The 5,547-nt window shown below is 76.7% G+C and carries 6 protein-coding genes; 4 read left to right on the top strand and 2 right to left on the bottom strand.

The window, feature by feature from the left end; translation table 11 throughout:
- On the top strand, positions 1–599 hold a 599-nt coding region (locus ACSNN9_RS27555; RefSeq protein WP_436676210.1), incomplete at its 5' end, for a TOPRIM nucleotidyl transferase/hydrolase domain-containing protein.
- Here the strand turns inward: ACSNN9_RS27555 and ACSNN9_RS27550 are convergent.
- On the bottom strand, positions 570–1,145 hold the full coding sequence (locus ACSNN9_RS27550) for a GNAT family N-acetyltransferase (RefSeq protein WP_436676209.1): 576 nt from the start codon (positions 1,143–1,145) through the stop codon (positions 570–572). The two genes, ACSNN9_RS27555 and ACSNN9_RS27550, sit on opposite strands and share 30 nt — an antisense overlap.
- A gap of 81 nt (positions 1,146–1,226) precedes the next feature.
- Between ACSNN9_RS27550 and ACSNN9_RS27545 the strand changes: the two genes are divergently transcribed.
- From ACSNN9_RS27545 to ACSNN9_RS27535, 3 genes are read left to right on the top strand one after another with little or no spacing between them, the layout of a single operon-like run.
- Positions 1,227–1,751 (top strand): PadR family transcriptional regulator, encoded by a 525-nt coding sequence (locus ACSNN9_RS27545; RefSeq protein ID WP_436676207.1) that lies wholly within the window; start codon positions 1,227–1,229, stop codon positions 1,749–1,751.
- Positions 1,748–2,428 carry an ABC transporter ATP-binding protein gene (locus ACSNN9_RS27540; RefSeq protein ID WP_436676205.1) on the top strand — a complete coding sequence of 227 codons (681 nt, stop codon included), beginning with the start codon at positions 1,748–1,750 and terminating at the stop codon, positions 2,426–2,428. Before ACSNN9_RS27545 ends, ACSNN9_RS27540 begins: the two co-directional genes overlap by 4 nt.
- Complete coding sequence (locus tag ACSNN9_RS27535) at positions 2,425–4,698, top strand: FtsX-like permease family protein (protein ID WP_436676203.1); 2,274 nt, start codon at positions 2,425–2,427, stop codon at positions 4,696–4,698. Before ACSNN9_RS27540 ends, ACSNN9_RS27535 begins: the two co-directional genes overlap by 4 nt.
- Before the next feature lie 161 nt (positions 4,699–4,859).
- Here ACSNN9_RS27535 and ACSNN9_RS27530 read toward each other — a convergent pair.
- Positions 4,860–5,547 (bottom strand): (Fe-S)-binding protein (locus ACSNN9_RS27530; protein WP_436676202.1); only part of this gene is annotated, 688 nt, incomplete at its 5' end.

The following is a 5,547-nucleotide window of genomic DNA, read 5'->3' as shown; positions in this document are numbered from 1 at the left end:
GGAGGGCGGACGTGAAGGGCATCGGTGATCTGGCGGCCGGGATCAACGCGCGGGCGGTGGTGCTCGTCGAGGGGGCGAGCGACCGGGTCGCCCTGGAGACCCTCGCCGCGCGTCGCGGCCGGGACCTCGACGCCGACGGCGTACGGGTGGTGGCCATGGGGGGCGCGACGAACATCAGCCATTTCCTCGACCAGCTCGGTCCGGCGGGACGCGGACTGCGGCTGGCGGGCCTCTACGACGAGGCCGAGGAGGGCTTCTTCCGGCGCGGGCTGGAACGCTGCGGCCTCGGCGCCGACCTGTCCCGGGCCGACCTGGCGGCCCTCGGGTTCCACGTCTGCGTGGCCGACCTGGAGGAGGAGCTGATCCGCGCGGTCGGCGTCGCCGGGGTGCGGGCGGTGCTCGCCGCCGAGGGCGAGCTGCGCTCGTTCGACCTCTTCCAACGGCAGCCGGCCCAGCGGGGGCGCGCCGTCGAGGCGCAGCTGCGCCGCTTCCTCGGCACCCGGTCCGGCCGCAAGAGCGCGTACGCGCGGCTGCTCGTGGCGGCGCTGGAGCCGGACCGGGTGCCCCGCTCACTCGACGCGGTGCTCGCCGGCGTCTGACCGGACGCCGCGCCACTCGGGCGCCAGCACCGACCACACCTCGATGTCGATCCGCCCGGCCGGCCCCGGGTAGACCTCGCGCAGCGTCCCGTCGAGGCGCATGCCCAGCCGCCGGGCGGTGGCGATGCTGCGGGCGTTGTCCGGCTTGGTGCGCCACTCGATCCGGTGGATGCCGCGCTCGCGTACCGCCCAGTCGACGATCCGGCCGACCGCCCGGGTGACCAGCCCGTGGCCCTCGCCGGCGGGCTCCAGCCAGCAGCCGGCCTCGCAGACGCCCCGGGCGACGTCGAACGAGACGAACATGACCCCGCCGACCAGCTCACGCCGGTGCCAGATGCCCCAGATCCCGCCGGCGTCCCGCGCCCACAGGTCCGCGTAGCGCTGGAGCACGGCCCGGGCGCCGGCCTGGTCGGTGACCATGAACGAGGGCGACACCCAGGGCGCGATGTGCGTGCGGGCCCGGTCGAGGTGGGCGAGGAACTCCCCGGCCCGCCAGGGCTCCAGGGGACGCAGCTCGGCGTCCTCGGTCAGGGACAGGGCGAACACGGTGACCTCCCGATGCGAACGGCTGAGCGGGCAATGTACCGCTATACACACCGCGTATACGCGGTGTGTATAGTCGCCGGCATGTCGATCGGACAGACCTTCCTCGGCCTCCTGGAGGCCACCCCCCGCCACGGCTACGACATCAAACGCCTCTACGACGAGCGCTTCGGCCACGCCCGCCCGCTCGCGTACGGGCAGGTCTACGCCACCCTCTCCCGGCTGCTGCGCGGCGGTCTGGTCGAGGTGGAGGCGGTCGAGCCGGGCGAGGGCCCGGAGCGCAAGCGGTACGCGATCACCGAGGCCGGTGTCACCGACGTCACGCAGTGGCTGGCCCGGGCCGAGAAGCCCGAGCCGTACCTGCAGAGCACCCTCTACACCAAGGTGGTGCTGGCCCTGCTGACCGGCCGCCCCGCCGCCGACGTGCTCGACGTGCAGCGCGCCGAGCACCTGCGGATGATGCGCGAGCTGACCCGCCGCAAGCGCGACGGCGACCTCGCCGAGCAGCTGGTCTGCGACCACGCGCTGTTCCACCTGGAGGCCGACCTGCGCTGGCTGGAGCTGACCGCCGCCCGCCTCGACGAGCTCGCCGCGGCGGTCCGGTCGTGAGCGCGCCGCTGCTGGAGGCCGAGGACCTGCACCGCTCCTTCGGGCCGACCCGGGCGCTCGCCGGGGCCAGCCTGCGCGTGCACCCGGGCGAGGTGCTGGCCGTCATGGGCTCGTCGGGCTCCGGCAAGTCCACCCTGCTGCACTGCCTCGCCGGCATCGTCCGGCCCGACTCCGGCCGGGTGCGCTACGCCGGCCGCGACCTCACCGCCCTCGGCGACGCCGAGCGCAGCGCGCTGCGCCGGCAGGAGTTCGGCTTCGTCTTCCAGTTCGGCCAGCTCGTACCGGAGCTGACCTGCCTGGAGAACGTCGCGCTGCCGCTGCGGCTGGGCCGGGTCGGCCGCCGCGAGGCGGAACGGCGGGCCGCCGAGTGGCTGGAGCGCCTGGAGGTCGCCGAGGTGGCCGGCAAGCGGCCCGGCGAGGTCTCCGGCGGGCAGGGGCAGCGGGTGGCGGTCGCCCGGGCGCTGGTCACCCGGCCCCGGGTGGTCTTCGCCGACGAGCCGACCGGCGCGCTCGACTCGCTCAACGGCGAGCGGGTTATGCGGCTGCTCACCGCCGCCGCCCGGGAGAGCGGGGCGGCCGTGGTGCTGGTGACCCACGAGGCGCGGGTCGCCGCGTACTCCGATCGGGAGGTCGTGGTCCGCGACGGCCGCACCCGGGACCTGGAGGTCGCCGCGTGACGCGGCTGCGCGACCGCGCGGCCGACCTGGTCATGGGCGCCCGGATGGCGTTCACCGGCGGCCGGGACGGCTGGCTGCGGGCGGTGCTCACCGCGGTCGGCGTCGGGGTGGGGGTGGCGATGCTGCTGCTCGCCGCCGCGGTCCCCGGCGCGCTGGACGCCCGGCAGGCGCGCGGCGACGCCCGCGACGACCTGCGGATGGGCGAGAAGATCCCGGCCGCCGCCAACACCCTGCTGGTCCGCCAGACCGACACCGAGTTCCGGGGACAGCCGGTGCGCGGCCGGGTGCTGCGGCCGGAGGGGCCGGCCGCGCCGGTCCCGCCCGGAGTGGCCGCGCTGCCCCGCGCCGGCGAGGTGCTGGTCTCCCCCGCCCTGCGCGACCTGCTCGCCTCTGGCGACGGTGCGCTGCTCGCGCCCCGGCTGGGCGGGGCCACGGTCACCGGCGTCATCGCCGACGAGGGGCTGGCCGGCCCGCGCGAGCTGGCCTACTACCTGGGCAGCGGCACCCTCGCCGCCGACGACGCGATCCGGCTGGACGCGTTCGGCGGCGGGCTGCCCGGCGAGGCCTTCGACCCGGTGCTGATGGTGCTGGTGGTCGTCATCTTCGTGGTCCTGCTGCTGCCCATCGCGGTCTTCCTCGGCGCGGCCGTGCGCTTCGGCGGTGAGCGGCGCGACCGGCGGCTGGCCGCGCTGCGGCTGGTCGGCGCCGACGCCGCGATGGTCCGCCGGGTCGCCGCCGGGGAGGCCGCCGCCGGCGCGCTGCTCGGCGTCGCGGCCGGCGGCGTGCTCTTCGCGCTCGGCCGGCAGGTGGTGCCGCTGGTCACCCTCATGGACCTGAGCGTGTACGCCGCCGACGTGCGCCCGCCGCTGCCGCTGGTGGCCGCCGTCGTGCTGGCGGTGCCGGCGCTCGCCGTCGTGGTGACGCTGGTGTCGATGCGCGCCGTGCTGGTCGAGCCGCTCGGGGTGACCCGGCGCGCGACGCCGGTGCGCCGCCGGCTGGTGTGGCGGCTGCTGCTGCCGGCCGCCGGGCTCGGGCTGCTGCTGGCCGGAGCCGCCGGAATCGCACCGCTGGGCGGCGAGCGGCAGACCGCGGCCGGCGCCGTGCTGCTGCTGGTCGGCGTGGTCACTTTGCTGCCCTGGCTGACCGACCTGCTGGTACGCCGGCTGCGCGGCGGCCCCGTCGCGTGGCAGCTCGCGGTGCGCCGCCTCCAGCTCGACAGCGCCGCCTCGGCGCGGCTGGTCAACGGCATCGCGGTCGCCGTGGCGGGCACCATCGGGTTGCAGATGCTCTTCGCCGGCGTCGCCGGCCGGTTCACCTTCGACACCGGGCAGGACACCTCCCGGGCCCAGGTGCAGGTGCAGTTCCCGGCCCGACCGGACGCGCCGGCGGCGCTGGACCGGCTGGCCGGCGCCCCCGGGGTCACCGTCAGCAACGCCACCCTGACCACCTCGATCACGGCAGACGACGCGTACGGCACGCTGCGGATCGGCGACTGCGCGGCGCTGGCCGAGTTCGCCCGGCTCGACCGGTGCGCCGACGGCGACGTGTTCCTGGTCCGCGAGCCCGAGGGCCAGTCCGGCGGCATCCGGCCGGGCGGCACGGTCGCGGTCGCGGACGCCGACGGGGTGACCTGGCGGATCCCCCGCACCGCCCGGGAGGCGCCGGTGCGCACCGCCCCGTCCGGCTACCGGCAGGGCGGGGTGCTGGTGACTCCCGGCGCGGTCGGCACCGCCCGGCTCGGCCCGCTGGCTGCGGACGCGTACCTACGGCTCGCGCCCGACCGGCCGGACGCGGTGGAGCACGTGCGCAACGCCGCCGCCGGCGCCGACCCGTACGCCTCCGTGCTCACGCTGACCGAGAACCGGCAGGCCACCCAGTTCGTCAACGTCCAGCGCGGCCTCTACGTCGGCGCGGTGGTCACCCTGCTGCTGATCGGGGCCAGCATGCTGGTCGGCGTGCTGGAGCAGCTGCGGGAGCGCCGGCGGCTGCTGGCGATGCTGGTCGCCGTGGGCACCCGACGCTCCACGCTGAGCTGGTCGGTGCTGTGGCAGAGCGCCGTGCCGGTGGTGATCGGGCTCGCCCTGGCGGTCGTGTTCGGGCTCGGCCTCGGCGCGGTGCTGCTGCGGATGGTGCAGACGCCGGTCACGGTCGCCTGGCCGGCGCTGGGCATCTCCACCGGCCTCGGGGCGGCGGTGGTGCTGCTGGTCACCGGGCTCAGCCTGCCGGTGCTGTGGCGGCTGACCCGGCCCGACGGCATCCGCACCGAGTAGCGCGGCCCCGCCCGGTAGGCCACGACCGACCGAGGCGGATCGCGGAGAAACAGCGTCCACGCGGCGAACGGCCCGGGCCCCGCACGGAGTCCGGGCCGTTCGCCGCACTCGTCCGGTCGGCGTCGCGAGCCCGGGCTCCTCAGATCCCTGTCGACGTGTCGCTACGCCGACTCGACGCGGGCGAGCAGCTCGGCGAGGTGCACGGCCCGGACGCTCGACCGGCGCCGGCTCAGCCCCGTGCGCAGCTGCCGCAGGCAGCCCGGGTTGACCGCCACCACCAGGTCCACCCCCGCCGCCTCGATCTCGTCGAGCTTCGCGTCCAGGATCCGCCGCGACTCCTTCGGCCGCAGCAGCGAGTACGTGCCGGCGGCCCCGCAGCAGGTCGCCGCCGAGGGCAGCTCCACGTAATCGGCGACCTGGCGCAGCAGCGCCCGGGGCTCGGCGAAGACCCCGAGGCCGTTGCGCAGGTGACAGGAGTCCTGGAGGGCGACCCGGGCGCGCCGGCCGCCCACCCGCAGCTCGGCCCCGGCGGGCCGGTCGGCGAGCCAGGTGGACAGCTCGCGTACCCGGTCCCGGCCGAGCACCGAGGCGAGGTGCGCGGCGCAGCCGCCGGAGGTGGTGACGATGGTGCCGGGCAGGTCCTCGCCGAGCCGCTCCGCCAGCCGCTCGCCCCCGGCCAGGTCGCCGTTGTGCGCGTGCAGCGCGCCGCAGCAGCCCTGGGTGGTGGGCACGGCCAGTTCGGGCGCGAGCGCGTGCGCCGCCCGGCTGACCGCCGGGAAGAGACCCCGCTCGACGCAGCCCAGCATGAGCTGCGCGCCCGGCGCGTCGGGGGCGCAGCTCATGCTGGGC

This window comes from Micromonospora sp. URMC 107, from assembly GCF_051386315.1.
GTDB lineage: Bacteria > Actinomycetota > Actinomycetes > Mycobacteriales > Micromonosporaceae > Micromonospora.
The sequence above is the reverse complement of the archived record's forward strand: the minus strand, read 5'-3'. Positions and strand labels throughout refer to the sequence as shown.

Excerpts from the sequence above, each read along its gene's own strand:
- ACSNN9_RS27545 (WP_436676207.1), top strand. The coding sequence starts at position 1,227 with ATGTCGATCGGACAGACCTTCCTCGGCCTCCTGGAGGCCACCCCCCGC.